The 25864-nt window shown below is 73.6% G+C and carries 18 protein-coding genes and 3 pseudogenes; 8 read left to right on the forward strand and 13 right to left on the reverse strand.

Annotated features, from left to right (window positions below):
- Positions 1 to 174 precede the first annotated feature (174 nt).
- Both nirB and ACEXOX_RS41740 read left to right on the forward strand, forming a co-directional pair.
- Complete coding sequence (nirB, locus tag ACEXOX_RS41735; protein ID WP_406525863.1) at positions 175 to 3051, forward strand: nitrite reductase large subunit NirB; 2877 nt, start codon at positions 175 to 177, stop codon at positions 3049 to 3051.
- A 224-nt stretch (positions 3052 to 3275) separates the two neighbouring features.
- Positions 3276 to 3557: a hypothetical protein gene (locus ACEXOX_RS41740; RefSeq protein WP_406525864.1), complete on the forward strand. Its 282-nt coding sequence runs from the start codon at positions 3276 to 3278 to the stop codon at positions 3555 to 3557.
- A gap of 191 nt (positions 3558 to 3748) precedes the next feature.
- Here ACEXOX_RS41740 and ACEXOX_RS41745 read toward each other — a convergent pair whose 3' ends face one another.
- From ACEXOX_RS41745 to ACEXOX_RS41770, 6 genes and pseudogenes are all read right to left on the reverse strand, one after another.
- On the reverse strand, positions 3749 to 4687 hold the full coding sequence (locus ACEXOX_RS41745; protein WP_406525865.1) for a hypothetical protein: 939 nt from the start codon (positions 4685 to 4687) through the stop codon (positions 3749 to 3751).
- Positions 4688 to 4809: 122 nt separating this feature from the next.
- Positions 4810 to 6090 carry a hypothetical protein gene (locus ACEXOX_RS41750; RefSeq protein ID WP_406525866.1) on the reverse strand — a complete coding sequence of 427 codons (1281 nt, stop codon included), beginning with the start codon at positions 6088 to 6090 and terminating at the stop codon, positions 4810 to 4812.
- A 576-nt stretch (positions 6091 to 6666) separates the two neighbouring features.
- On the reverse strand, positions 6667 to 7335 hold the full coding sequence (locus ACEXOX_RS41755; protein WP_406525867.1) for an SGNH/GDSL hydrolase family protein: 669 nt from the start codon (positions 7333 to 7335) through the stop codon (positions 6667 to 6669).
- A gap of 47 nt (positions 7336 to 7382) precedes the next feature.
- A complete protein-coding gene (locus ACEXOX_RS41760) occupies positions 7383 to 7814 on the reverse strand; it encodes a hypothetical protein (RefSeq protein ID WP_406526648.1) in 432 nt (143 codons plus the stop codon).
- 78 nt (positions 7815 to 7892) lie between these two features.
- A pseudogene (locus ACEXOX_RS41765) lies at positions 7893 to 8611 on the reverse strand (FAD-dependent monooxygenase); the annotation flags it as partial.
- On the reverse strand, positions 8608 to 8913 hold the full coding sequence (locus tag ACEXOX_RS41770) for an FAD-dependent oxidoreductase (protein WP_406525868.1): 306 nt from the start codon (positions 8911 to 8913) through the stop codon (positions 8608 to 8610). The gene ACEXOX_RS41770 and the pseudogene ACEXOX_RS41765, both read right to left, overlap by 4 nt.
- An 843-nt stretch (positions 8914 to 9756) precedes the next feature.
- On the opposite strand from ACEXOX_RS41770, the pseudogene ACEXOX_RS41775 reads away from it, so the two are divergent.
- The 4 genes and pseudogenes from ACEXOX_RS41775 to ACEXOX_RS41790 all read left to right on the forward strand — a co-directional run.
- Positions 9757 to 9915 (forward strand): annotated as a pseudogene (locus tag ACEXOX_RS41775) (helix-turn-helix domain-containing protein); the annotation flags it as partial.
- Between the two features lie 215 nt (positions 9916 to 10130).
- Entirely contained in the window at positions 10131 to 11978 is a 1848-nt protein-coding gene (locus ACEXOX_RS41780) for an NB-ARC domain-containing protein (RefSeq protein WP_406525869.1), read from the forward strand.
- Positions 11979 to 12172: 194 nt separating this feature from the next.
- The gene (locus ACEXOX_RS41785) at positions 12173 to 14788 is read left to right on the forward strand and encodes a BTAD domain-containing putative transcriptional regulator (RefSeq protein ID WP_406525870.1); all 2616 of its coding nucleotides are present in this window, start codon (positions 12173 to 12175) and stop codon (positions 14786 to 14788) included.
- On the forward strand, positions 14692 to 15453 hold the full coding sequence (locus tag ACEXOX_RS41790) for a hypothetical protein (protein WP_406525871.1): 762 nt from the start codon (positions 14692 to 14694) through the stop codon (positions 15451 to 15453). Before ACEXOX_RS41785 ends, ACEXOX_RS41790 begins: the two co-directional genes overlap by 97 nt.
- Positions 15454 to 15639: 186 nt before the next feature.
- Here the strand turns inward: ACEXOX_RS41790 and ACEXOX_RS41795 are convergent, their stop codons facing one another.
- Together ACEXOX_RS41795 and ACEXOX_RS41800 are read right to left on the reverse strand one after the other, a co-directional pair.
- Positions 15640 to 16326 carry a DUF4255 domain-containing protein gene (locus tag ACEXOX_RS41795; protein WP_406525872.1) on the reverse strand — a complete coding sequence of 229 codons (687 nt, stop codon included), beginning with the start codon at positions 16324 to 16326 and terminating at the stop codon, positions 15640 to 15642.
- Between the two features lie 192 nt (positions 16327 to 16518).
- Positions 16519 to 17173, reverse strand: a pseudogene (locus tag ACEXOX_RS41800) (response regulator transcription factor).
- A 330-nt stretch (positions 17174 to 17503) separates the two neighbouring features.
- On the opposite strand from ACEXOX_RS41800, the gene ACEXOX_RS41805 reads away from it, so the two are divergent.
- Together ACEXOX_RS41805 and ACEXOX_RS41810 are read left to right on the forward strand one after the other, a co-directional pair.
- Complete coding sequence (locus ACEXOX_RS41805; protein ID WP_406525873.1) at positions 17504 to 17626, forward strand: hypothetical protein; 123 nt, start codon at positions 17504 to 17506, stop codon at positions 17624 to 17626.
- A gap of 142 nt (positions 17627 to 17768) precedes the next feature.
- Complete coding sequence (locus ACEXOX_RS41810; protein ID WP_406525874.1) at positions 17769 to 18920, forward strand: serine hydrolase domain-containing protein; 1152 nt, start codon at positions 17769 to 17771, stop codon at positions 18918 to 18920.
- A 1118-nt stretch (positions 18921 to 20038) separates the two neighbouring features.
- Here ACEXOX_RS41810 and ACEXOX_RS41815 read toward each other — a convergent pair.
- The 5 genes from ACEXOX_RS41815 to ACEXOX_RS41835 all read right to left on the reverse strand — a co-directional run bounded on the left by ACEXOX_RS41815 (position 20039) and on the right by ACEXOX_RS41835 (position 25837).
- Positions 20039 to 21502, reverse strand: a complete 1464-nt coding sequence (locus ACEXOX_RS41815; RefSeq protein ID WP_406525875.1) for an MFS transporter — start codon at positions 21500 to 21502, stop codon at positions 20039 to 20041.
- A 96-nt stretch (positions 21503 to 21598) separates the two neighbouring features.
- Positions 21599 to 22474 (reverse strand): nucleotidyltransferase domain-containing protein, encoded by an 876-nt coding sequence (locus ACEXOX_RS41820; protein ID WP_406525876.1) that lies wholly within the window; start codon positions 22472 to 22474, stop codon positions 21599 to 21601.
- A 26-nt stretch (positions 22475 to 22500) separates the two neighbouring features.
- On the reverse strand, positions 22501 to 23625 hold the full coding sequence (locus tag ACEXOX_RS41825) for a pyridoxal phosphate-dependent aminotransferase (protein WP_406525877.1): 1125 nt from the start codon (positions 23623 to 23625) through the stop codon (positions 22501 to 22503).
- A complete protein-coding gene (locus ACEXOX_RS41830; protein WP_406525878.1) occupies positions 23622 to 24668 on the reverse strand; it encodes a C-terminal binding protein in 1047 nt (348 codons plus the stop codon). Before ACEXOX_RS41830 ends, ACEXOX_RS41825 begins: the two co-directional genes overlap by 4 nt.
- Complete coding sequence (locus tag ACEXOX_RS41835) at positions 24665 to 25837, reverse strand: iron-containing alcohol dehydrogenase (protein WP_406526649.1); 1173 nt, start codon at positions 25835 to 25837, stop codon at positions 24665 to 24667. Before ACEXOX_RS41835 ends, ACEXOX_RS41830 begins: the two co-directional genes overlap by 4 nt.
- Between the last annotated feature and the right edge of the window lie 27 nt (positions 25838 to 25864).

Here is a 25864-nt window from a genome sequence, read left to right on the forward strand (position 1 = left end):
CCCGGCCGCCCAGGGACGGCAGGCCCTGGGCAAAGGGCCGTTCGGCGCCGGGGCCGGGTGTGCGGCGGGCATAGCCTGAAAGCGCTGTGGCCCGGGAAGGCGGCGGGCTCGGGCGGCAGTGGTGGAAAACGAAAAACCGCGTCCCGTCGCCAAGCAGCTGGCAGGAGTGCTCTCATGGTGTCATCCACCGACCGGCCCACCCTTGTTCTCGTCGGTCACGGAATGGTCGGCCAACGGCTGCTGGAAGAACTGGCCGCACGGGACGCGCTCGCCGGACCGGACGGCCGAGGCGGACCGGACGGGCCGGGCAGCCCGGGCGGCGGCGGGCGGTGGCGTGTCGTGGTCCTCGCCGAGGAAGAGCGCCGCGCCTACGACCGCGTCCACCTCTCCTCGCTGTTCACCGGAACCTCCCCGGAGGAACTGAACCTCGCCGACCCCGACTTCTTCGCGCAGCACGACATCACGCTGCGCCTCGGCGACCCCGCCACCGCCGTCGACACCGCCGCCCGTACGGTGACCACGCGCCGGGGCGCCACATGGCACTACGACGCACTGGTCCTGGCCACCGGCTCGTACGCCTTCGTGCCACCGGTCCCCGGCCGCGACGCGCCAGGGTGCTTCGTCTACCGCACCGTCGAGGACGTCCGCGACATCCAGGAAGCGGCGCGCGGCGCCCGCACCGCGGCCGTCGTCGGCGGCGGGCTGCTCGGCCTGGAGGCGGTCGGCGCCCTGCGCTCGCTCGGCCTGGAGACCAGCGTGGTGGAGGCCGCGCCCCGGCTGATGCCCGGTCAGGTGGACACCGGCGGGGCCGACGTCCTGGCCCACACCGTCGAGGCGATGGGCGTCCACGTGCACACGGACGCGGCGATCACCGAAGTCTGGACCGGCGCGGACGGCCGGGTACGCGGCCTGTCGCTGTCGGACGGCACCGGCGTCCAGGCCGACATCATCGTCTTCTCCGTGGGCGTACGGCCCCGCGACGAACTCGCCAGGACGGCCGGGCTCGACGTCGCGGACCGCGGCGGCATCGTGATCGACACCCGGTGCCGCACCTCGGCGCCGGAGGTCTACGCCCTCGGCGAGTGCGCCCGCGCCGCCGACGGCAACGTCTACGGGCTGGTCGCGCCCGGCTACCGGATGGCGGAAGCCCTGGCGGACACCCTGACCGGCAAGGAGGGCAGCTTCACCGGCGCCGACACCTCCACCAAGCTCAAACTGCTGGGCGCGGACGTCGCCTCCTTCGGCGACCCCTTCGCCCCGGACGCCGGCGGCTCGGTGCTCTGGGCCGATTCCGGCTCCGGGGTCTACAAGAAGCTGGTGCTCGGCCCGGACGGGCAGCTGATGGGCGGCATCCTGGTCGGGGACGCGGACGCGTACGGCACCCTGCGGCCCCTCGTCGGCGCCCAACTGCCCGGCCCGGCGGCCTCCTTCCTGCTGCCCGCCGACGCGTCGGGCCCGGTGGACACCACCGCGGTGCTCCCGGACGACGCGGTGATCTGCTCGTGCAACGGGGTCACCAAGAAGACGCTGCGCGACGCGGTGCGGGGCGGCGCGCACGACCTGGCCGCGGTGAAGAAGTGCACCGGCGCCGGCACCCAGTGCGGCGGCTGCGTCGGCGCCGTCACCTCGATCATGGAAGCGCAGCTGACGGCCGAAGGCGTCGAGACGGGCCCCGGCGGCCTGTGCCCGGACTTCACGCAGACCCGCCGGGAACTGTACGAGATCATCCGGGTGACCGGCACCGACAGCTTCTCCCGGCTGGCCCGCGAGTACGGCGTACCCGGCCCGGACGGCAAGCCGCCGCACGGCTGCGCGGTCTGCCGCCCGACCGTCGCCTCGCTGCTCGCCACCCTCGGCCCGGAACTGGGCCTGCACCACATCCTGGACGGTGAGCAGGCCGCGCTCCAGGACACCAACGACCTCTTCCTCGCCAACCTCCAGAAGGACGGCACCTACTCCGTGGTGCCCCGCCTGCCGGCTGGCGAGATCAGCCCGGAACACCTCGTCGTGCTCGGCGAGGTCGCCCGCGACTTCGGCCTCTACACCAAGCTCACCGGCGGCCAGCGGATCGACCTGTTCGGCGCCACCGTCGACCAGCTCCCGGACATCTGGCGCCGGCTGGTCGACGCCGGCCTCGAATCGGGCCACGCGTACGGCAAGTCCCTGCGCACCGCGAAGTCCTGCGCCGGTTCCCGCTGGTGCCGCTTCGGGCAGCGCGACTCGCTCGGCATGGCCGTGGAGCTGGAGCTGCGGTACCGCGGCCTGCGGTCCCCGCACAAGCTGAAGCTGGCGGCCTCCGGCTGTGTCCGCGAGTGCGCCGAGGCGCAGAGCAAGGACGTCGGCGTCATCGCCACGGCCAAGGGCTGGAACCTCTACGTGGGCGGCAACGGCGGCGTCAAACCCCGCCACGCCGACCTCCTCGCACAGGACCTGGGCGACGAGGAACTGATCCGGGTCGTCGACCGCTTCCTGATGTTCTACATCCGCACCGCGGACCGCCTGGAGCGCACCGCGGCATGGCTGGAGCGGATCGACGGCGGTGTCGGACACGTACGGGACGTCGTCCTGCACGACTCCCTCGGGCTGGCCGACGAGCTGGAGTCCCAGATGCAGCGGCACGTGGCGGCCTACCGCGACGAATGGCAGGCCGTCCTGGACGACCCGGCGAAGCTGCGCCGCTTCACCAGTTCCTTCCCCGCCCCGGCCGGCCCGGCCGCTCCCGGGCACGTCCAGGTCCGTACGCACGAGGGCGAGTGGCAGTCCGTCTGCCTGCTGGAGGACCTGGAGCCGGGGCGCGGCATACCGGTCCGGGTCGGCGACGAGGCGGCGGCGGTCGCGCTCTTCCGCTCACCGGACGGCGAGGTCTTCGCCGTCTCCGACACCGACCCCGTCTCCCAGGCCGGTGTCATCTCCCGCGGCATCTACGGGGCGGTCGACGGAGTCCCGGTGGTGACCTCGCCCATGTACAAGCAGCGCTTCGACCTGCGTACCGGAGCCTGCCTGGACGACGAGAGCCGGCACCTGCCCGTGCACGCGGTCCGGGTGCTGTGAACCGGCGGAGGCGCTGACCGGCCGGGCGCCCGGGTAGGGCGGGACGCTCCCGCCCCCTCGGGCGCACGCCCCGTCCTGGAACGCGCCCTCCGCGCGCCTGCCGCTCGCCTTTCGCGCCCCGCGTTCCAGGGCGTCACCCGCCGCCGTTCTGGGCACTGTCCGCAGTGGATCACTCGCACCGGGTCACCGGCCCGGTGCATCGCCCGAAAGGAACCCGACCCACCATGCGTCTCGCCCCACGCCTCACCGCCACCCTCAGCGGTCTCGCCCTCGCCCTCGGCGGCGTCGTCGCCGCAGCCCCGGCCGTCCACGCGACCCCGCAGAACTGCTTCTACTACGTGATGGAGCAGCATCCCGACGCCGATCCCGAGGTGGTCGAACGAGGCTGTCTCCTCGGCGCCAAGGGAACCAGGGAGAGCCACCGCGCCTGCTACACCGAGCTGCGGCGGGCCTACGTCCCCGCGAAGATCGCCTACGACGGGTGCCGCCGCGCCGGCCAGAAGTAGCGGACGGGCGGACCAGTCCGTCAGGGAGCAGGCGGATCACGGGCCCAGGGGCTACCGGAGCACCCCTGGGCCCGGCTCTTCGCGTGCCGAGGTGCGACTGTTCAGGGGCCCACACCCGGTCGAACCTTGTCAGGACCGAGGGATCGCTCGCATGCAGCGCTTTCGCGGCGTCGGCCCCGGCCGGTCCGGGATCAGCAGACGCCGTGCAGCCGGGACAGCAGACGTTCGTGCGTCGCGGTGAAGTGCTTCCGTCCGGTGCCCGCCGCGATGTCGTCGGCGTCGGAGGCGGGCGGGGGAAGCGCCGAGACGAGGGCCTGGACGGGGCCGGGGTGGTCGAGGGCGTGGAGGAGGCGGGCGAGGGCCTGCTCGCGGGCGTACGCGGTGCCGCCGAGTGCGGGACCGGCGAGTTCCTCGTGGCTGAGCACGCAGACGGCGGGGTGGTGCAAGAGCCATTGGCTGCGGCGCGCTTCGCGCATACCGGGGAAGCCGGGGTCGGTGAGGGCCAGGGTGATCTTGGCGTCCAGGGTGGGCTGCGCGGTGAGGATGTCGTGGTAGACGAGGTGCCCGGGTGGCGAGCCGTGCCGGTCCAGGGGCTGGGAGAGGGCGTGGATCTGGCTGATGACGCGGTCGCGGAGGTCACGATGGTGGAAGATGATGGGCGGTCGGCCGTCGGCGTGCCAGGCGCGCAGGAGCCCCGCGTCCACCGTGTGCAGGTCCAGGCCGGTGAGGTACCAGCAGCCCCGGCCCGGCAGCAGGCCGAGCAGTTCGGCTTCCGGCAGGCGCGCCAGGCGGGCCTCGAGGTCCGGGGCGACGGAGGAGGCGGGCGTCGTCGGCTGGCCCAGACGCATCCACCACACCCGCCACAGGGCGCTGACCGCGTCCTGGAAGGCGTTCTGCAGGGCGGAGTTCCGGATCCGGTCGGCCGGGTTCAGCAGGAGCGCGGCGCGGTCGGCGCCGTAGGCCGCGCGCAGCAGCGGGTAGACCTCGCCCCGCCCGAGTTGACCGGCCGGGGTGCGTGGGTCGCCGCTCATCGTGCCGTACGAGGTGTAGCCGAGCGCGGTGGTGATGTCGGCCAGGAGCGGGGTGCCGCTGCCGGGCAGCGAGACGACGATCAGCTGGGGCACGGCCATGGAACATCTCCGTCCGAAGGAAGGCAGAGCGGCCGGAAGGCGGCTCCGGGGAGCCGTCGGCCTGGCGGCGGGCGGTCGGGTTGACCGGGCGGACCGGGCGGCCGGTCCACCGCGCCGGGTGATCAGAGCGGCCCGGGTGCCGGGACCGGCGCACAGGCGGTGAGCAGCAGGTCCTCGTAGACGTGATGCCGGCGGTCGGCCGTACGGTGGCGCAGCAGCCGGGCAGCGTGCTCGTACGCGCCGGCTCCGGCCAGGGCACGGGCGAGGGTGTCCTGGATGATCTCGCGTTCCATCCGGCCCCCGCCGATCCGCCGCATGCGCTCGCCCAGCGCGCCGAGCAGACCGGCCGCCGCCGCGGGGCGGCCCGCGGTGAGCTGCGCCAGGCCCTGGACCACCGGCGTCAGGACGTCGCGGAAGTCGGGCCGGTGGTCGGCAGCCGTACGGTAGGCCAGGGCGTGCAGGTCGTCGGTGGCCGCTTCGACGGCCAGGGCCAGGGCGAGATGGAAGGTGGGGAAGACCTCCGCCGTCCCGCCCGGCGCGGCGAGCAGGGCCCGCACCTGCTCCACGTCGCTGCGCCCGGCCGGTGTCTGTCCGGCCAGCAGCAGCCGCCAGTTCACCCCGGCCCGCATCCCCACGTCGCCGCGCTCCAGCGCCGTGTCGGCCCGTCGGCGTGCGTCGGGGAAGTCGCCGCAGGCGATCGAGTGCAGCGCGGCGTGCCAGTTCAGGTGCCGCGCCTGTACGGCGTGCGGGTCCGCGGCGAGCCACCCGTCCAGGTGCTCGACGCCGGCGCGGCCGGCACCCAGTTCGTGCTCGGCGTGCGCGAGAGCGTGCACGGCCACGCCCGAGCGGGGGTGGATCTCCAGCGCCTGCCGGGCCAGCCGGTGTGCCTCCCGTACGCGTCCCTGTTCCGCCCTGGTCATGGCCAGCCGGCCCGTCCAGGTCCAGCTGTCCGGACCGGCCAGTGCCGACTGCTCCTCGACCAGGGCGTCACCGTGAGCGCGGTAGGCGGCTTCCCCGCAGGCGGGAAACGCGCCGAGCAGCAGGCCGGCCACCTCGTCGGCGGGCCACCGGGCGAAGTGCGCGATCAGGTGATCGGCGGTCAGCCGGAACTGCCGGTGGGTGTGGAGGTACACCCCGTACACCAGGCTCGCCGCGCGCTCGCCCGCCGCCTGCGCGTCCCGGTGCGCGACCACCAACTGGTCCTTCAGCGCCGTGTCGGTCAGGCTGTCGGAGGTCGCCAGGGTCAGCAGCGCCCGTGCCACACCGTTGCCAGGGTCCTCGGCCGTCCACCGCCGCAGCAGGGGCAGCGCTCGCCCGCTCAGGGCCAGCAGCTCGGTCACCGCCTGGTCCTGCAGCCACGTGCCCGCCGCCACCTTCACCGCAGCCACTTCCGCTGCTGCCATTTCAGCCGTCGCCATTTCCGCCGCCGTCCGCCCGTCTCGCCGTAGCCGTTCCGCCGGATCAGACGGAGGACATGCACGGGACCACGCAAGCTTTTCCCGGCCCGCACGCGGAACAACGATCCAACCCGGCCCACGACACGTGCTCATTCATTCCGAGGCGGGACGCATCGCATTGCGGAAATGCGATGCGTCAGGTAGTCGAAGTCCTCCGCCAGGGACAGCCCTTGCCGTACCCGCGGCAGTAGCCGCAGGTGGAGAAGGAGTAGGCCGTTGCAGGGCCTGCATGACATCCGGGCAGGCTGCCTGCCGGCACGGAGAATGCGCCGGTGGAGCCGGTGAGGAGGGTTCTACCGGAACGAGAAATGGCCCGAGGGAAAGTGTCCCGCGTCCGAAGTGTGCGACGGCGAAACACAATGAACAAAAGAGGGTTGATCAGATGAAACGCAGCTGGGCACGGACAAGGACAAGGTCATCGAGAAGTCCCGAGAGATGAGGAGAACGTCATCCCGGCAAGGCCCCTATGGGGTGAAGGGCCCGGTCCGGGCCCTTCACCCCATAGGCACAGGCCGGAAGCCGTCACGTGACCAGGCGCAGCCAGGCCTCCGCGAGTGCGGCGTGGCCGGCCGGGGTCGGGTGGACGCCGTCCTCGGCCCAGTATTCCGGGCCGGTCGTCGTGGCGAGTTCGGTGAACATGCGGTCGGCCGGGAGCAGCCGCGCCCCGTACGCGCGGGCGAGTTCGCGTACGGCCCGGATCTTCGGGTCCAGGTCGGCGCGCCATCGCTCGCGCTCTTCCGGCCCGATGCGCGCGGTACCGGCTCCGGCCTCGACGACGCCGTGGATCGGCAGGAGGAACGGTTCGACGAGGATCAGCTCCGTGCCGGCCGCGGCGAGGGGCGCGAGCAGGCGGTCGTAACCCGTCGCGAACTCCTCCACGGGAATCACGTACCCCTCCGGGTCCAGGGTGTGCCAGCCCATGTCGTTGACGCCGACGAGGATCGACACCACGTCCGGGCGCGCGTCGAGCACGTCCGTCTGCCACCGGGGTTCGAGGTCCCGTACCTTGTGGCCCGCGATCGCGGAGTTCAGCCAGGTCACGGGCCGGTCCGGGTGCCGCAGGCCCCACTCGCCCGCGACGCGCAGCGGGTAACCGGAGCCGAGGCCGTCCTCGCTCGTCAGCCGCTGGCTGTCGGTGATCGAGTCGCCGGTGAACATCACGGTGGCTCCCGGGCGGAGGGTGATCGTCATGGGTGCTCCTGGAAGAGAAGGGCGGGGGGAACGAGGACTTGGGCGGATCAGGCTGCCGGAATGCCGAACCACTGGTCGGCGGCCCGTTCGAACGCGTGCGGGTCGAAGCCGCGACCGCCCGCCCAGGCGACGATGCCGTCCGGACGGATGAGCATGGCGTCCAGGCCGAGGCTGTTCTTCGCCGTCCCGGCCGTGTGACGCAGGCGGCCCGGTCGGCCCGTCGTCACATCACGCAGACGGCGGTCGGTGCTGAGATCGAGGGCGACACCGCGCCCGTCCCGCAACAGCTCCCCGAGCCGGGTGCCGTCTTCGAGGCGGAGGTCCGGTGCGCTGCGGCCGGTCAGCGGGTGCTCGCCGCCGAGGTCGTAGCGGATCGACGCGCCCGACACCTTCGCGAACACCTGGGTCGCTCCGTCACGGGTTCCGAGCAGGTCGCGCATCACTGACTGGACGGCCCGGCCGTGCGGACCCGGCCGCATCACCGCCGCTTGGGCGCGTGTCCAGTCGAGCACCGCCGCGCCGACCGGGTGCCGTTCGCGGGTGTAGGTGTCGAGCAGCCCGTCCGGCGCGTGCCCGTGCACGGTCGCCGCGAGCTTCCACCCCAGGTTCACGGCGTCACCGATACCGAGGTTGAGCCCCTGCCCGCCGAGGGGGAGTGGATGTGCGCGGCGTCGCCCGCGAGCAGGACGCGCCCGAGCCGGTAGGTCGTCGTCTGCATCGCCCGGTCGGTGAAGTCCGAGACGAGACGGACGTCGCTCAGCGTCACACCGGTGCCGGACACACGGCGCAGCACCGTCTGGAGGTGGCCGGGAGACGGCTGCCGCGAGCGGTCGAACGCACCGCCGTCGAAGTCCATCATGCCGATGTACTCCTGGGCGGGCATCCGGAGGTACATGCCGGCCGACGTCAGGTTGAACCCGGGAGCCAGCTCGTCGGGGCCGGCGACCGTGGCCAGCATGACGTAGCCGGTGAACAGCGGTTCGGTGCCGACGAACGGGAAGCCGGCGAGCCCGCGCACCGTGCTGCGTCCGCCGTCGCAGCCGATGAGCCAGCGCGCCGCGTACGTGTGCTCGCCGGCGTACGCGACCACGCCCCCGTCGTCCTGCGTGACGGCCGAGACCGTGACGCCGCGCCTGATCTCCACGCCGAGCCGGGACGCCCGCTCGGACAGCACCGCCTCGATCGCTTCGAGGCTCGTCAGCACGCCGCCCGTCGCCGGGCCGGGAAGCCGGAACGGCAGGGCGTCGAAGTCGACCTTGGCCGGGTCGAGCATCATGCCGGCGAAGTGGCCCACGCCGGGAGGGGAGACGGTTCGTCCGTTGCGGGTGCTGCGCCGGGGGCCGTGCCTGGGGCGTCGTGTACGCCCGACCTTGAGTGCAGCGGGTCCAGCATCCCGCGGCGGTAGAACGCCTCGACCGACGCGGCGGACAGACCCCGCAAACCGAGCGGGGCCGCCTTCCACGGGGAGCGGGGCTCCGGCTCCCGTTCGAGCACCAGGACGGAGCAGCCCGCGAGACCGAGTTCGCAGGCAAGGAACAGGCCTACCGGGCCGGCGCCCACAATGAGCACGTCATGCATGAGGTTTCCTCGTCTTCGGGATGTCAGACATCGGAAGACTGCCGCCGGTCACTCACACGGGGCGCACACGGCGCTGACAGCGGCTCACATGACGTTGACACCCCGAGTTCAGGCATCGCCCGAGTCAGGCGGTTCCGCCCTGGCCGTGTCAGTAAGTCGGGGCTCTGGTGCTCCCTCGCGTGCAAGAACTGGAGAGCCCCGCCACCATATTGCCGAACAATGAATTCCTGGCTGAGCTGTTCGGAGCAGTCCCATTGGTTGAGGTGGATGCCTACATAGGTCCATTGCGTCGGGAGGGCACCCGCCTCCTGGACCAGGACGATGGCGTTGCGCCTGCTGAGAGTCCTCAGATCATTCACTCTTTCACCCTGCGAGTGGTACGTCGCGATCGTCAGGTCATCGGGCGGAGTGGCATGAGCGGCCGGAGCGGGATACCCGATGAGCAGACCGAGCAGAACGGCCGGCGCCACGGCCGGCGCAGGGACCCTTCTTCGTGCCTCGGACAGGGGAATGACCTCGGAGCAGGCCTTTCCTGGAGGTTCGTCGGTGTGCGCGAAGTCGGGAAAGAGGTAGGTGTCGTGGCGCGGGCGAGGCGCGTCGGCGACACCGGTCGGTCCGCTCCCGGTGGTGTTCGGCCGCGGCTTCGGCGGCGAACACGGGGTGCGCGAAGTGACGGCGCGGGGCGGCCGGGTGGGGCCGGCCGCCCCGCGTTCGTACGCCCTTGAGCCAACCCGACAGAACCTGGACGCAACAGGCAATTCCACCTGCAAAAGTAGGGTGCTGCATACTTTTGCAGGTGGGGTTGCGCATCCGGTGGGCCCTGGGGTTGTGGGGGCTTCGAGGATGGGTACGGGAACACAGGCCGACGGCGACTTCGGCGCGCTCCTGCAGCGCCTGCGCAAGAGCGCCGGGCTCACGCAGGAGGAGCTGGCGCAGAGCGCGGGGGTCAGCGTGCGGGCCCTGTCGTACATGGAGGGCGGACGCTCGCGGGGGCCGCAGCGCCGGACCGTGCAGGCCCTGGCCACGGCCCTGCGCCTGAGCCCGCAGGACGCGAGGGAACTGGAGCGCCTGGCGAGCCTGGGCCGGCCCCGCCGGCCCCCACGACGCAGGCACTGCCGCCTGCCGCCGTACGGGACGCCGTGGCGCCCACGAGTGCGCCCGATCTGCTGCCACGCGCGCCGCGCGGCTTTCACGGGCGGGCTGCGGAGCTCACCGCGGTGTCCCGGGCCGCCGTGGGCGAGGCGCCCGTCTGCCTGGTCACCGGGCCCGCCGGGGTGGGCAAGACGGCACTCGTACTGCACTGGGCCCACCAGAGCCGCGCCGCATTCCCCGACGGGCGGCTCCACGCCGACCTGCGCGGCTTCGGCGACCAGGGCGAGCCGTCCTCCATGGAGGTGCTGCGCGAGTTCCTGCTGGCGCTCGGTGTGGCGCACGGCCGGATACCGGAGTCGGTGAACAGCGCGGCCGCGCTGTTCCGGTCGCTGGCCGCCGACCGCCGGCTCCTCGTGGTGCTCGACAATGTGCGGGACTCCGAGCAGGTCAGAGTGCTCCTGCCCGGCGGGCGCCGCTGCGTCACCGTCGTCACCAGCAGACACCGGCTGCCGGGGCTGATCGTCACCGACACCGCCCGGCCCGTCGCCGTGGACGTGCTCGGGCCGGCGGACGGCACGATGCTCCTGGCCCAGGTACTCGGCGCCGAACGGGTCCGCGCGGAGCCGGCGGCTGCGCGACGCCTGGCCGAGCTGTGCGGCGGGCTGCCTCTGGCGCTGCGGGTGGCGGCCGCCCGGCTGGCGCAACGGCCCGCCTGGCCGCTGAGCGCGATGGCCGCCGAACTGTCCGACGAGACACGCCGGCTGAGCCTGCTGGACGTGGAGGACACCAGCGTGCGAGCGGCGCTGCGGGTGACGCTGCACCAGCTCCCGGAGCCCGTCGTTCGCCTGTTCGCGCATCTCGGCCGCCACCCCGGCACGCACGTCGACCGGTATGCCGCGGCGGCCCTGGCGGACACGGACCCGGCAGCCGCCGAGACCGGTCTGGAGCGGCTGGCCGTCGCGCACCTCGTCACGGAGACGATGCCCGGCCGCTGGACGATGCACGACCTGGTGCGGCTCTACGCACGAAGTCTCGACGCCGGGCCCGATGCGCTCAAGCGCGTGCTCGACCACTACATCGCCACGGGCCTCGCGGCGGTGGCCGCGGCCGAGCCCGGCAACGAGGAGTGCTTCCCGCTGCCGAAGGACTACCTGGCACCCGCCGCCGTGCGCACGTTCGGCGACCGGTCCGCCGCCGTGGCCTGGTACGCGGCCGAGAGAGACGACCTCACCCTGGCGGTGGCCGCGGCGCATGCCGCCGCACTGCACGGCAGGACCTGGCGGCTCGTCATGACGCTGTGGCCGCTGATCGTGTGGCGCGTGCGCGACGGCTGGGTACCGCTCCTCGAGACCGCGCTCGAAGCGGCCCGGACCGACGCCGACCGGCACGGCGAGTCACGGGTGCTCAACGTCCTCGGCTGGATCCTGATCGAGGAAAGGCGCGTCCCGCAGGCGGTCACCCACCTGGAGGCCGCGCGCGCCCTCGCCTCCCGGACCGGGGACGCGGTGGCCGAGGCGAACGCCCTGATCGTTCTGGCCATGGCACAAGCGGCGCTCGGCAGCCAGGACGAGGCCGCGCGGGGATGCGAGCGGGCGGTGGAGCTGGCGCGCCAGGCCGGCGACCGGACCATCGAGAAACTGGCCCTGCAACACCTCGCCCGCCACTGGGCCGACGCCGCGAAATGGCACCAGGCCCTCGACACCGCGACCCAGGCCCTGGCTCTCCACGACCGGCCGGGCACGACCGACATCCCCCGGACCCTGCTGCTCATGGTGAAAGGAGAGGCGCTGCTGGGGCTCGGGGACGCAACCGAGGGCATCAGGCAACTCGACGCGGCGGCCCGGGAAGCGGAGTCCTCCGGCTACGACGACGGCGCGGTACGGGCGCTCGGCGCACTGCTGCGGGTAGCGGCCGACGCGGGCCTCCAGGCACGGTACGACGCGGCACTCGCGCGGCTCACCACCCGGACGTGAACCGCTGATTCGCCGCTGCCGGCCGCCCCCGGCCGCGCCCGCGTGCGCTACCGCCGCCGTCAACCGGCTCACCACTCCGGCCAGGTCACCCACGCAGCGGCACGTTCCACAGAACGAGCACCAGACCCGCAGTCGGTGACACAGCCACCCGCCCCGCCTCGGGAACTCCCCGGCCTGCGCGCGAAGATGGGCAGATGGACAGGGGTGGGAACGGGAATGGGGACGCGCGGCTTCGCGTCATGCTGCTCGGCGCCGGTGCCTTGCAGATGTCCCGCGGTGGCACGGCCCTGCCCGTCGCGGGCGCGCGGCTGCGAGGGCTGACCGTACGGTTGGCGCTCGCCGGCGGGCGCGCGGTCGAGCAGAGGGTCCTGGTGGACGCGATCTGGGCCGAGGAGCCGCCGGCCGGGTCTGCCCACGCCCTCCAGGCACTGGTCTCACGGCTGCGCCGGGCCCTCGGTGCGGCCGGCGCCGTGGCGCAGACCGCGGGCGGCTACCGGCTGGACGTGGCTGCGGCCGACGTGGACGTGCTGCGGTTCGAGCAGCTCGCCGCCGCCGGACGCAACTGCCTGCGCGCCGGTGATCCGCATGCCGCGGCGTCCGTGCTCGGCGAGGCCGTGGCGCTGTGGGGCGACCGCCCCGGCACCGAGCCGACGGCCGTCGCCGTGGTGGCGCCCGCCGCCGCGACCCGGCTGGCCCACACCTCGGCCGAGGCCGTGGCCGACCTCGCCGACGCCGAACTGTCCCTGGGCCGTGCCGACGCGGCCGCTGCCCGCCTGACCGCCTTGCTCGCCGAGCAGCCCGTCCACGAGCGGGCGGCCGCGCTGCTCATGGACGCGCTCGCCGCCCAGGGCCGCCAGGCCGAAGCCCTGGCCCTGTACGAGCGGGTCCGCGAAACCCTGGCCGACGGCCTCGGCGCCGATCCGGGGGCCGCTCTGCGCGAGCGCCATCTGAGGCTGCTGCGCGCCGCCGAGCAGCCGGCCCCGGACGACGTACGGACCAGGCCGGGCAGTCTGCCCGCGCCGCTGACCAGCTTCGTCGGGCGCGCCGACGGCCTCGCCCGGATCGAGACGCTGCTCGCCGCCGGGCGCCTGGTCACCGTGACCGGCCCTGGCGGCGCCGGCAAGACCCGGCTCGCCGTCGAGGCCGCCCGCCGCCACCGGCACGCGTACCGCGACGGCGCCTGGATGATCGACCTCACCTCGGTCACCGAGCCGGCCAAGGTCGGCGCGGCCCTGCTCGCCGGGACCGGGATACGCGGCGGCGCGCCGGCCGAGGCCCGGGTGCGGGCGGCGGGCGACGAGCTGGACGTTCTCGTCGACCGGCTCGGCGGCCGGGAGAGCCTGCTGCTTGTCGACAACTGCGAGCACCTGATCGACGCCGTGGCCCGCCTGGTCGCGGCACTGCTGCCCCGGTGCCCGGAGCTGCGCGTGCTCGCCACCAGCCGCGAACCTCTCGCGGTCGACGGTGAGTCACTCGTACCGCTCGGCCCGCTCGCGCTGCCCGGCCCGGACGACGGCGTGGAGCAGGCCCGGCGGGCGGCGTCGGTACGCCTGTTCACCGAGCGGGCCGCGGCGGTGCGCCCCGGCTTCGTGGTCGACGCGGTGACGCTGCCGGAGGTCCGGCGGGTGGTCCGCGGCCTGGACGGGATGCCACTGGCCCTCGAACTGGCCGCGGCCCGGCTGCGGACGCTGTCCCTGTCCGAGCTGGCCGACGGGCTCCGCGACCGGTTCCGGCTGCTCACCACCGGCAGCCGCGCCGCGCTGCCGAGGCACCGTACGCTGCGCGCGGTCATCGCCTGGAGCTGGGACCTGCTGAGCGCAGACGAACGTACGGTCGCCGAACGCGTCTCGGTCCTGCCCGGCGGAGTCACGGTGGCCGCGGCCACCGCGCTCCGCGCCGGAACCGCGGTGCCGGCCGCCGAGGTCCCCGAACTGCTCGCCGCCCTGGTCGACCGGTCCCTGCTGCACCTCGCGCCCGTCCCCGGCCGCTACCGCATGCTGGAGACGCTGCGCGAGTACGGCACCGACCGCCTTGCCGCGGCGGGCAGCCTCGACACCGTCCGCGACCTGGCCGCCGGCTACTCCGCCGAGCTGATGGCCCGGTACGACCCGCAGCTGCGCGGGCCCGGCCAACTGGCGGCCCTGCACGTCATCAGCGACGAGTACGACAACACGCTCGCCGCCCTGCGCCGGCGGTGCGACACCGGCGACGCCACCGGCGCGGTCGCCCTGGCCCTGCGGCTGGCCTGGTACTGGCAGATGCTCGGCCGGCACCGTGACGCGGCCTACTGGCTGGGCGAGGCACTGGCGGTGCCCGGCGGCGGGCCGGCGCCCGACCGTGCCTGCGCCCACGCGATCCACCTGCTCAACCGGTTCGTCACCCGGCCGGGGAGGACCGCGGGGAGGCCGCGGCCGACCGGTCCGAGATGCGCGAGGTGGCCGAGCGGCTGCTCGCGTACCCGGAACTGCCCGCCTCCTACGGCGCCCTCACCGCCCTCCCGCTCGTGTTCCTCCAGGAAGAGAAGAGCACGCCCGCGATCATCGGGCAGCTGGCCGACGGTGACGACGTGTGGCTGTCCGGGCTGGCCCGCATGTTCCGGGCCCAGTTCGCCGAGAACGCGGGCGAACTCGACGCGATGCGCCCCGACGTGGAAGGAGCCCTCGCCTGCTTCCGGCAGACCGGCGACCGCTGGGGCCAGGCCGTCACGCTGCCCTTGCGCGCCCAGCTGCGGCAGTACGACGACGACCTCGACGGCGCGCTGGCCGACCTGCGCGAAGCCCGTTCGCTGGCGGCCGGGTTCGGCTCGCTGAGCGTCGGTGACGAGGTCTTCGGCGACCTGCGCTGGATCGACCTGTACCTGCGGCGCGGCGACACCGACCGGGTGATCGCGACCATCGACTCGGCCCGGGAGCGGGCGCGGCGCATGAGCGCGCCGGAGATGCTGTTCCTGGTCGACGCGTGGGAGGCCGTCTTCCGGGTGTGGCGCGGCGACCTGGGCCGGGCGCGGGAACTGCTCGACGGAGCCGAACGGGGCCTGCACGGCGGCACCCTGTTCCCCGGCGACCACGCGCGGACGCTGGTCGGCAGCGTACGGGCCTCCCTCTGCCTGGAGACGGGGGACCTGGCCGGCGCGGAGAAGGCGCTGGCCACGGCGTACGCGGCTGCGCTGGCGGCCCGGGACCTGCCGATCCTGTCGCTGGTGGCGGTGCAGGCGGCCGCGCTCGCCCAGGCACACGGGCGGCAGCACCGGGCCGCCGTCCTGCTCGGCGCCGCCTCCCGGCTGCGCGGTGCCCACGACCGTACCGACCGGCAGGTTCGCGACCTCACCCGCCGAGGGCGGGCCGCGCTGGGCGAGGACGCCTTCGCCGCGGCGTACGGGACGGGCTGGGAGCTGGACGGGAAGACGGCCGTGACCGCGGTCGACCCGGACCGGCTGCGCCGGGAATTCGGGGCGGCTCGTCCGGAGCCCGGGTGAACTGTCCGGCGCGCGCCGTGTCCTGACAGGTGGCGGTACGTCAGTCATGTCGGTCACGGGTGAGGCGGGGAGCTGAGCGATGTTCTCCGTCATCTCGGAGAAGTCCCCTGGTTGTCCCGGGTGCTGGCCGAATGACGTCACCGATCAAGAACCTGACGGCCGTGACTGTCGTCTCCCAGCGTGAGATCAGTCAGGCGGGCACCGGCCGGGCGAACGCACCGGTGCGCCGTGCCGTGCGGCGCGGGCCTCCGCGATCTGGCCGGGCCGGTGGCCGCGCTCCTCCGACCGGGGCGGGCCGCCGTCCGCACCGCGTACCCGGACCACCGCTCCCTCCGTGACCGGGGGCCCCGCGTCGTAGTCGGGGAACGCCGGGAACGGCACGGTCACCGCGACATCCAGGGAGGGCTTGAGTTCCCCGCCCAGCGCCGACCAGATGTCGGCCAGGGAACGGGCCTCCGACTGGCTGCCGCTCACCGTCACCGGCACCGCCAGGCCGAGGCGCCCGAGTGATTCCGGTAGTTCCTCGGCGGCGAGCAGTTCGTGCGGCAGCAGGGTGGCCAGCACAGCGGACAGCAGCCGGTGTTCGTCCTGCGGTGTCTTCGTCCAGGTCGTCACCAGGTAGGAGAGCCGGAACCAGCGCGGCGCGCGGCGGCGGCGTACGACGATGTCGCGCTCGTCGCGCAGCGCCGTGCGTCCGCGCTGCCGCCGGGCCATGTCCTCCCGTATGTCGTACAAGTAGGCGTTGACCACCGGCGCGTTGCGCCGCGCCGCCCAGTCACGGGTGGGCACCTCGAAGGACACGTCGATACCGGACCCGGCCAGGGCCCCGCCGCCGATGAGCCCCTTGAGGACCTCGTCCACCTCATGAATCACTTACGTGCTCCCACCTGCCGGCCGCCCCGCCGTCCCCGGCATCGGCGCTGCGCGGCCCTGCCGCCGGTCGCGTCGGCTGTGCGCGGTCCTGTTGCCGATCGTGGTCCCTGAACCGTCCGGGGCGCAGGCACGCCGGGGACGGCGGCGGGGCAGCGCTCGTGCCCCAAGGGGCCGACCCCGCCGTCCGTCCGGTCAGATGTAGCCCTCGCGGAGGGCGTACGCCACCGCGTGCGTGCGGTTGCGCAGGTGCAGGCGGGTGGTGAGCCCGTGCATGACGTTCTTGACGGTGCGTTCGGAGTACGACAGCTTGGTGGCGATCTCCGAGGTGTCGAACCCCTCGGCGACCAGCCGCACGACGTCCACCTCGCGGGAGGTGAGGCCCAGGAAGGACCCCGGCTGGTCGGCGCCGCCCCGGTGCAGGCGGCCCACCTGGCTGATGAGCCGGCCCAGCAGGTCGGCGGGCAGATCGCCGCCCCCTCGGCCGCGGTCAGCACCGCCTGAACCAGCCGGTGCGCGGTGGCCTCGCGGCGCCAGACGATGGCGCCCGCGCCGCACTCGATACGTCCAGAAGTTCGTTCTCGCGGATGGTCCCCACGACGAGCACCACCCGCGCTCCCTCACCGCGTACGAGCCGCCGCAGCCGGGCGAGTGCCGCCTCGTCGAGTACGTCCTCGACGAGCACGGCCACGGCGGCGGAACCGGCGTCCTCCCCGAGATCGACCTCCGGGTGGCGGCGCAGCCGGCTGAGGACCCCCTCACGGCTGATCGGGTCGGGTGCGGTGACCGCCACCCGCACCCGCCGCGCGGTGGGTACGGAAGCCGTGGCGGCCGGAGGCGAGCTGAGCACGTGATTCCCCGGTCCTGTTCACCGGCGCGTCCCCATCCGTCCGGAGCCGGTACGTGACTGCTGTACCGACCCTGCCGCCGGAACCGGAAGGGGAATCACCGCGTCGGCGAGAACTACGTAGCCGGGGCCTTACGTAGTCCCGCGCCGGACGGGGCGGGGGCGTCCCGGGGGACCGAGGCGCGGGATGCCGCCATCCGGGCCAGGCTTCCGGACCGGCCCGGCATGGCGGCGGCGTGCCGGTGCGGTGTGCCGGGATGCTGGCCCGGTGTCCGGGCCCTGGCGGCGTTCTCGCTGTTCGTCGGCCTGTGCGCGGCAATCACCTTGGCCCCCATGACGCAGCGCCGGGCCCGGCTGTTCCCGATGCCGGGCACCCGTGACCGGTGCCCCGAGCTGGGCAGCTACGAAAGCATCCGCACCGAGGGGGCATGGGCCTTCGACCGGGCTCGGGGCTGAATCCGAGCCTCTCGCAGGACACGCAGGGGGTCGCCGATTATGCTCGGCCGACTGTTGCTTGCCGAGACACGCGCGGCTTCTGGAACAGGCGAGCCGACGCCCCGCCGGGCGCCGTCGCGTGCGGTCGGGGAGGAGACCCCGTATGCACAACCGTGCCCCTCGTTCCCCCGCACACCGTGCCCGTCGCTTCCGCCGCTGCGCGGGTATGGCGGTGTCCTTCGTCCTCGGCGTGACCGCTCTGACGGGACCGGCACAGGCCACGGAGACCGGCCACCAGGCTTCCGCGCAGCATCCGTCGACCCGCCGAGCCCTGGACCGATTGGTGGCCGAGGTGCGCCTGCCCGGCGTGGCCGCCCAGGTCCGTAACGAGCACGGAGTGTGGAACGGCACGGCCGGAGTCGCCGACCTCGGCACCGGCCGGGAGCGCAGTGCCGCCGACCACTTCCGGGCCGCCAGCGTCACCAAGACCTTTCTCGCCACCGTCGTCCTGCAACTCGAAGCCGAGGGCAGGCTCGGTCTCGACGACAGCGTGGACCGGTGGCTCCCGGGCGCGATCCGCGGCAGCGGCAACGACGGCCGCCGGATCTCCGTACGCCAGGTGCTCCAGCAGACCAGCGGGCTCTACAACTTCAGCGACGACGCCGCGCTGAAGAAGCGCTACACCGGCGCGGGCTTCCTCAAACACCGCTACGACACGTTCGCTCCCGAGGACGTACTGCGTGCCGCGCTCCGGCACCGGCCGCTGTTCGCGCCCGGCAAGGGCTGGGCGTACTCCAACACCAACTACCTCGTCGCCGGAATGATCGTCGAAGAGGTGACCGGCCACTCCTACCGCCACGAGATCGAACGCCGCGTCCTGCGCCCGCTGCGGCTGCACGAGACGTCCTTTCCCGGCACCGGCCCGACGCTGCCCGGCCCGCACCCCGTCGCGTACTCCACGCTCTACGTCCAGGACCCGCACGCCGCGATCCACGACGCGACGGACTACAACACCACCATGTGGGCCGGGTCGGCCGACATCGTGAGCACCACCGGGGACATCGCCCGCTTCCTGGCCGCACTGCTGCGCGGCGATCTGCTGCCGGCGGCACAGATGCGGGCCATGCTGCACGCGGTACGCCTGCCGGAAGAAGCCCTCCCCGACTGGTACGGACTCGGGCTCATGGGCCGCGAGCTGTCCTGCGGGGTGACGGTCTGGGGCCACGACGGAAGCCTGCACGGTTCCCTGACGCACGCCTACGGCACCGTGGGGGCCGGCATCTGCTCGCCTTCAACGTCAACGGTGACTGGCTGACGCGGCAGACCGTGCAGCGGTACGAGGACGTCGGGGAAGCGGAATTCTGTGGCAGGGCGCCGGGCACGACGCCCCCGAAGAACCACGGGCGGTAGTGCTCGAAGTCCGACGGCAGTGGCACAGGCAGCCCTCGGGCGGGCCGGGCGGCCGCCGACACGCCGCCCGGCCCGCCCGTCACCGCCCGGTCACCGGCAGCAGGTGACCGCGCAGCGGCACGACGAGACAGCCGCGCAGACGCTTGGTCGTCTCGTGGCCCACGCCGTAGTCGATCCGGTCGAACTCCTTGCTGGTGACGTACATCAGCGGCGCGTAGTACGTGGCCGCCAGGTGCGCGTACGGTGTGGCGCGGCCCTCCTCGGTGGTGCCGGCGTAGATGTTCTGCAGGATGCGGTCCTGGGCGACGAACAGCGCATGGGCCAGGAGGCGGCCCTCGCGGACGACCGAGTACAGCACCAGGTCGTCGCCGAACGCCTCGATCAGGGCGCGCAGCCTGCGCCGTTCACTGTCCTCGTCCGCGGGCTGGCCGTAGTGGCGCAGCAGACAGCAGCGCGCGGCCACCACCTCGTCGAACCGCGGCCGCGGATCCTCGCGGACCACCTCGCCCCCGGCCTCGGCCAGCCGGCGCAACTGCCGCAGGATCTCGGCCCGCCGCCGGTTGCGCGGCCCCGAGTGGTAGTCCTCCCAGTCCGCCCAGCCGATCTCCAGCACCGACCGGGAGGTCAGATCGAAGCTCGCGCCGCCGAGCGCCGTGGTCACCGGGTCGAGCACGGCGGCGCCTTCGGGAGTGGTGTAGAGCACGCAGACCGTCGCCAGCCCGGCGTCCCGCGCGTGGTCCAGCACCGCGGACAGGCAGTCGCGTACCGCGTCCGGGCGCCGGCCGGCCGGACCGACCGGGTCACCGAGGTAGCCGGGGGCGGACAGCACCACGCTGGGGAGCATGTCCTCCGCCGCGCCGCCGAGCCGTGGGGCCACCGGCCCGTCGGCGTGCGCGGCGGGGAAGACCTCGGGGTCGGCGCGCAGGATCGTCCACGGGTTGTACGCCTCGTAGGCGCCCGGCTCCCCGACCACCGCGCCCACGAAGCCGAGCGCGGCGCCGTCGTCGTCCTCGTGCAGCACCATCAGGGGCTTACCGGGCAGCCGACTGAGCATGATGTCGATCCAGCAGGCGCTCTGCACCGCGGAGCCGGGGTGCAGTCGGCCCCAGCGTGCGGCGTCGAAGTGCGCGGAGATCTCGGTGCGGGGCATTCCTCTCCTTCGTTCGGTCGTGGGCCGGTCCTCGCGGACGGGTCAGCGGGGGCCAGGTCGGGCTCGGCCGCGGGGACGTCGGCCGGCGGCTCGGCCTTCAGGCCCCGGATGCTGGGGGCGAGCAGCGCCGCGAGACTGAGCAGGACGGCCGCCGCGCCGGCCACCATGGCCGCGCCCTGTGCGTCCATGGTGGTCACCAGCGGGCCCATCAGCAGCGTGCCCAGCGGGATCAGGCCGTCGAACCCGAGGAACGACAGGCTGCCCACCCTGCTGGTGAGGTTCTCCGGAACCCGGTCCTGGAGCAGGCTCGGGTAGAGGGAGTTGAAGACGTGCAGCCCGATGCCGTACAGCAGGGCGAGGGCCAGCGCCGGGATGCCTCCGCCGAAGAATCCGACGGCGGTCAGCGCCGCCGCCATCATCAGCAGCATCGCGAACATACTGGTACCCAGCCGCTTGACCGTGAGCCGCATCAGGATCACGGCGCCGATCAGCGCGCCGACGCCCTCCAGCGCGTAGAAGACACCGAGTGACTGGGCCTGGCTGGTGCCCTCCGGGGACATGATCAGCGGAATCGGTACGTCGAGCACACCGGCGAAGACGGCGTTCACCAGCGCGCCGACGCCCAGGAAGATCAGCAGCCAGGGCACGCCCCGTACGTAGTGCAGCGCCTCCACGATGTCCCTGCCGAAGCGGCGCAGTTGCTCGCCCAGCGGCTGGCGCGGCTCGACACCCGCCTCGCCGGTGGTCTCGCCGGTGGTCTCCGGCCGGGCACCGGTCACGCCCTTCGGCCGGACCATCAACAGGATCCCGGAGAACAGGAAGGTCAGCGCGTCGAAGGCGAAGGTGGCGGGCGCCCCGACGAACCCCACCAGCAGACCGCCGATCAGCGGCCCGCCGATCAGCCCGAACTGCATGCTGACCGACAGCGCGGAGTTCGCGGAGACCAGCTTGTCCCGCGACGTGATCTCCAGCATGTACGAGAACGAGACCGGCATGAAGAAGCCGTCGGCGATCCCGATGAGCAACGAGAGCGCCACCAGGAGCAGCGCGCTGGTCGTCCAGTACGTGGCGGCGGCGATCAGCAGCAGGACGACCACCCGCGCCACGTCGCACACCACCAGGACCCGCCGCCGCGCCTTGGTCCGGTCTCCCACCGCCCCACCGACCAGGTAGAACAGCAGTGAGGGCACCAGCAGCGCGGCGGTGGCGGCGGCGAGCACCGACGCCGAACCGGTCACGGTGATGAGGTGGGTGGCGAAAGCGATGCGGAAGGCGTAGTCGCCGACCAGGGACAGCGTCCGGGCCGCCCAGAAGCGGCGGAACGCCGGCTGGGTCATGATTCCCCGGTGTGACTGGGGAGCGGAGCTCACGGGGGACTCCCTAGGTAGAAACGATTCGGGACAGCACGATGCGGGCCAGGAGGCCGACCGGCACTAGAAGGCCCGGCCCGACCAGGCCCACTGGGGCCGGAACGGTTCGAGGAGGGGCTGGATGCCGGGCGCGCACCGCTCGTCGCCGAACGCGCGGAACAGCTCTTCCGCGAGGTCGAGCAGCCAGGGCAGCGCCTCCTCCTGTGGCAGCCGGTCGGCGAAGAGCACCTTGTCGCGCTGGGCGAACAGGGCGGGTGCGCCGGGGAGTTGGGCGGCGGTGGCCGACCTGGACAGCAGGTGCTTGGTGCCGTAGGTGATCCGGCCGAAGGCGTTGAGGCCGGAGGTGAGAAGCGCTTCGGCGGCGCCGCGGCACATCAGTTCCCGGGCGGGGGACGGGAGCACCGTGGTGTCGGCCAGGAGGCTCATCGTGTCGACGAAGGCCAGTGCCGCCGCTGAGGCGCGCACGAGGTCCGCGTCGATGCCCTTCCTGATCTCGTCCAGGCGGTCGGCGTTGGACAGCGGCCAGCCCGTGCTGACCCGCTGGACGAGCCGCAGTTCCAGGCCCTGGAGGTTGGCCAGGTCGGGCAGTTCGCCGCCGGTGGTAGGACGTACGGCCTGCTGCACCAGGGCGATGGCGTCCTCGCTGACGTACTCGATGTTGACCATCAAGTCGCCCGCCATGCCGTCGAAGCTGTCCCCGAAGATCGAGGGATGGTTGGTGGTGCCGGGCACCCCGCGCGCGCCCGATCCGGGCATCAGGACGAGGATGTCCAGGTCCGAGGTCGGGTTGGCCTCGCCGGTCGCGTAGGAACCGGCCAGCATGACCACGTCGCCGGGCCGGTCGTCCACCAGAGCGGCGATGCGCTCGTGGGTGGCGCCTTGCCGGCCGAGTGCGGCCTGTACCGCGTGGGGGAGGGCGTCCAGAAGGGCAGGGTCCATGGTGGTGGCTCGCTTCTGTTCGGAGGTCAGGGGCGGGTGAGGGCCGTACGCAGCCGGTGCAGGCCGTCCTTGAGCTGGTCGGCCGGCAGCGCGAAGGAGAGCCGCAGATGGCCGGGGGCGCCGAAGGCCGCGCCGTCGACCACCGCCACCTCGTGCCGGGCACGCAGCCAGCCGACGATGTCCTCCCGTGCCTGCGGCGGGGCGCTGTCGGCCAGCCAGCCGCGCAGGTCGGGGAAGAGGAAGATGCCGCCCGCCGGGCGGGCGCAGCGCACTTTGGGGATGCCGGCGAAGGCATCGAGGGCCAGGTCGAGGTGGGTCGCGAGCCGGGCGCCGAGCTCCCGGCGTCCGGGCTCCCCGGTGGTCAGCACCTGCTGCGCGATGTCCTGGACCACTCCGCTGGCGCCGCCGATGAGGTGGGAGGCGGTGGCCGTGATTCGGGCGGCGGTGTCGGGCCCGGCCACGGCCCAGCCGAGCCGCAGGCCCGCCAGCGCGTGGCTCTTGGTGACCCCGTCGGTGAGCACCACGTGGCCGGGCAGCTCCGGGTAGAGCTGGGTCACGGAGGGCGCCGGCTCCTCGTACAGCGCGACACCCCGGTACACCTGGTCGAACAGCAGGGTCAGCCCGCGCTCCGCCGTCCACTCGGTGATACCGCGCAGCTCCTCGGCGGAGACCACCGCGCCGTCGGGGTTGCGCGGGGAGTTGAGGATCAGCATGGCGGTGCGCCCGGTCGTCAGCCGGGCCAGCGCCTCCAGGGACGGAGCGCCCTGGCCGGGCTCCGTGGGCACGGGCACCGGCGTCCCGCCGGCCATCTCGACGAGCCGGGGGAAGCTGGCCCAGTACGGCGTCGGGAGCAGCACCTCCCGGCGGTCGCCGCGCAGGACGGACAGCAGGGCGGTGAAGATCGCCTGTCGGGCGCCGGGGGTGACCACCACCTGGTCCGGGCCGAATCCCGCGGTGCCGCCGTCGGCCGTGTAGGCGGTGATGGCCTCGCGGAGCGCCAGGTCGCCGGCGGGGGAGCGGTAGGGCTGGTCCGCGCGGCGGGCGGCGGGCACGGCCCCCGGGTCGTGCTGGGCGACACGGATGTCGCCGGTGGACAGGACCACCACGTCGCCGCTCTGGTCGGTGACGGCGGTGGGAGCGAGTGTGGTCATCGGGCGGCTCCGTCGGGCAGTACGCGGCCCACCCGGCCGGCGAGCAGGGCCGGGTCACCGGCGAGGGCGTCCCGGGCGAGTTCGGCGACCCGCCGGCGGCTGCTGGCCTCCGCCTCCTCGGACAGGAAGGCCCGGTGGCTGGTGAAGACGGAGTGCGGGTGGTCGAGCACCGGCTTCCAGCGCGGGTCCTGGTGCGGGTTCTCCGGGGCGAAGACGTCCAGTCCGGCTCCCGCGATCGCGCCCTCGTCCAGCGCCCTGCCGAGCGCCTCCGGGTCGATGAGCCGGCCGCGGGCCGCGTTGACCAGGAAGGCGTCGGACTTCATGGCCCGCAGCTCGGCCTCGCCGATCAGTCCTTCGGTGCCGGGGGTGAGCGGGCAGTGCAGCGTCACCAGGTCGGACTCGGCGAGGAGTTCTTCCAGCGTGTCGACGGTGCGGGCGCCGTAGCCCTCGGCGAGGTCCCGGCCGATGTAGGGGTCGTACACCAGCACCTGGCCGTAGAAGGTGCCGAGCTTGCGGGCGACGGCCCGGCCGATCCGGCCGAAGCCGACGATGCCCAGGGTGCGGCGGCTGACGCGGCGTGGCGCGCCACCGGCGTAGATGTCGAAGGTGCCGCCGGTCAGGGTCACGTGCTGCGGCACCACGTGCCGTTCCAGGGCGAGGGCGAGCGCCGAGGTGTGCACGGCGACCTCGTCCACGCAGTAGTCGGGCACGTTGAAGCCGGGCAGCCCGCGCTCCGCGAGCAGGTCGGCGTTGAGGTTGTCCACGCCCACGCCCTGCCGGACCACGACCCGCAGCCCGTCGCCCGCCGCGTCGAGCAGGGCGTCGGTGACCTGGCAGCGGTACACCACCAGGGCGTCGGCTCCGGCGGCGCGTTCCAGCAGCCGGTCGTCGGTCAGGACGTAGCGGCCGTCCTCGTGCGGAGCGGTGAGCAGTTCGACCTTGTCGCCCAGGACGTCGCGCTCGACGGTGGCCAGGGAGAGGTCCTGCCGGCCGTCGGCGACCAGCCAGGCGGGGTCGGTGTACAGGACACGCTGTGCGTTCATCGCGCGGCGCCTTCCGTCAGTGAGGGCCGGACGAACCGGCCGAGGACGTCTTCGGGGGTGAGCGTGCAGGGGTTGTTCATGGCCCGGCCGGAGTCCAGCGCCTCGGCCACCACGCCGGCCCAGTCGTCGGCCGGCAGGGCGAGGTCGGCGAGGTCGGCGGGGTGGCCGCCGGCCTGTAGCAGGTCCGTGAGCAGTTCTTCCGGCTCCCGTCCGGTGTGCGCCCGCACCATCCGGCGGATCTCGGCGACCCGCCCGTGCAGGACGCGGACACCGGGCGGCGGGCACTCCCGGGAGGTCGCCGCGGCGTGCCGGCCGATGAGCCAGCGCAGGTGGAGGGCCACGGCCACACCGTGCGGCAGGCCGAGCCGGCTGGTCAGCGCGTACGACAGCGCGTGGGCCGCGGTCGTACGGGTGACGTCGATGGCCGCCCCGGCGAGGGCCGCGCCCAGGGACAGGTCGTGCCGTACCTCGGCCGGCCGTCCCGTGTCGGCCAGCTGCCGCAGCGCGGGGAGGAGGGCGTGCAGCGCCTCCTCGGCCCACTCCAGGGACTGCGGGGTGGCGGTGCGGGCCCAGGAGGACTCCACGGCCTGGCTGAAGGCGTCGAGCGCGCCGGCCACGGTCGTCGGCACCGGCACCGTCGCGGTCAGCTCGGGATCCACCAGGACCACGTCGGCCCGGGCCCCGTCCGTGTCCAGGGACAGCTTGCGGCCGTCCCGGTACAGGGTGGCGAACCGGGTGAGCTCGCTGCCCGAACCGGCGGTGGTGGGCATCAGGACCAGCCGTCCCGGGCGCTTCCGGAAGACCAGGTCCGGCGTGCCGAGACAGTCCGCCGGGTCCGTGTCCTGGGCGGCGAGCACGGAGGCGGCCTTGGCCACGTCCATGCTGCTGCCGCCGCCGATGCCGACGACGGCGTCGGGGCGCAGCCGGCGGATGACCCGTACCGCCTCCTCGATGTGGCCGAGCTCCGGGTTGGGCCGTACGTCGCCGAAGTGGTGCACCTCGTACCCGGCCCGGCCGGCCCGGGTGAGGCGGGCCGCCGCGCCGGTGGCGTACGACGGCCCGTGCACGAGCAGCACGCGCCGGGCGCCGGCGCCCGCCAGCACGGCGTTGAGCCGTGCCGCGGCGCCGGTCCCGAAGAACGCGGCGGGGTGTCCTGGCAGCCGTCGCAGTCCGGCGACGGCCGCGGGGGAACCGTA

This window comes from Streptomyces sp. Ac-502, assembly GCF_045222935.1.
In the GTDB taxonomy this organism is placed as follows: Bacteria; Actinomycetota; Actinomycetes; order Streptomycetales; family Streptomycetaceae; genus Streptomyces; species Streptomyces monomycini.

Bases quoted from the DNA above. Each gene is read 5' to 3' on its own strand.
- ACEXOX_RS41805 (WP_406525873.1), top strand. From the start codon at position 17,504: ATGACGCAGCGCCGGGCCCGGCTGTTCCCGATGCCGGGCACCCGTGAC.
- ACEXOX_RS41810 (WP_406525874.1), top strand. From the start codon at position 17,769: ATGCACAACCGTGCCCCTCGTTCCCCCGCACACCGTGCCCGTCGCTTC.
- ACEXOX_RS41820 (WP_406525876.1), bottom strand. From the start codon at position 22,474: ATGGACCCTGCCCTTCTGGACGCCCTCCCCCACGCGGTACAGGCCGCA.
- ACEXOX_RS41815 (WP_406525875.1), bottom strand. From the start codon at position 21,502: ATGACCCAGCCGGCGTTCCGCCGCTTCTGGGCGGCCCGGACGCTGTCC.
- ACEXOX_RS41755 (WP_406525867.1), bottom strand. From the start codon at position 7,335: ATGACGATCACCCTCCGCCCGGGAGCCACCGTGATGTTCACCGGCGAC.
- ACEXOX_RS41760 (WP_406526648.1), bottom strand. From the start codon at position 7,814: ATGCGGCCGGGTCCGCACGGCCGGGCCGTCCAGTCAGTGATGCGCGAC.
- ACEXOX_RS41750 (WP_406525866.1), bottom strand. From the start codon at position 6,090: ATGGCAGCAGCGGAAGTGGCTGCGGTGAAGGTGGCGGCGGGCACGTGG.
- nirB (WP_406525863.1), top strand. From the start codon at position 175: ATGGTGTCATCCACCGACCGGCCCACCCTTGTTCTCGTCGGTCACGGA.
- ACEXOX_RS41830 (WP_406525878.1), bottom strand. From the start codon at position 24,668: ATGAACGCACAGCGTGTCCTGTACACCGACCCCGCCTGGCTGGTCGCC.
- ACEXOX_RS41740 (WP_406525864.1), top strand. From the start codon at position 3,276: ATGCGTCTCGCCCCACGCCTCACCGCCACCCTCAGCGGTCTCGCCCTC.
- ACEXOX_RS41785 (WP_406525870.1), top strand. From the start codon at position 12,173: ATGGACAGGGGTGGGAACGGGAATGGGGACGCGCGGCTTCGCGTCATG.
- ACEXOX_RS41745 (WP_406525865.1), bottom strand. From the start codon at position 4,687: ATGGCCGTGCCCCAGCTGATCGTCGTCTCGCTGCCCGGCAGCGGCACC.
- ACEXOX_RS41770 (WP_406525868.1), bottom strand. From the start codon at position 8,913: ATGCATGACGTGCTCATTGTGGGCGCCGGCCCGGTAGGCCTGTTCCTT.
- ACEXOX_RS41825 (WP_406525877.1), bottom strand. From the start codon at position 23,625: ATGACCACACTCGCTCCCACCGCCGTCACCGACCAGAGCGGCGACGTG.